The sequence below is a fragment of the Pseudomonas sp. SIMBA_041 genome (assembly GCF_046535095.1).
GTDB lineage: Bacteria > Pseudomonadota > Gammaproteobacteria > Pseudomonadales > Pseudomonadaceae > Aquipseudomonas > Aquipseudomonas mucoides.
Genome location: NZ_JAWRXJ010000207.1, coordinates 1 through 279 on the forward strand (window position 1 = coordinate 1; position 279 = coordinate 279).

The 279-nt window shown below is 60.2% G+C and carries 1 protein-coding gene; it reads left to right on the plus strand.

Annotated features, from left to right (window positions below; all coding sequences use genetic code 11):
- The coding region (locus SB725_RS30875; protein ID WP_410923180.1) for a POTRA domain-containing protein at positions 1-279 on the plus strand (279 nt) is incomplete at both ends.

The following is a 279-nucleotide window of genomic DNA, read 5'->3' on the forward strand; positions in this document are numbered from 1 at the left end:
GGGCCAGGTATTCTCGCGCAAGGTGATGACCACCACGTCCGAGCTGATCACCCGTCGCCTGGGTAACGAAGGCTATACCTTCGCCAACGTCAACGGCGTGCCGCAGCCCAACGATGAAGACCACACCGTCGATATCATGTTCGTGGTCGACCCGGGCAAGCGTGCCTACGTCAACCGCATCAACTATCGCGGCAACACCAAGACCGAAGACGAAGTGCTACGTCGCGAGATGCGCCAGATGGAAGGCGGCTGGGCTTCGACCTACCTGATCGACCAGTC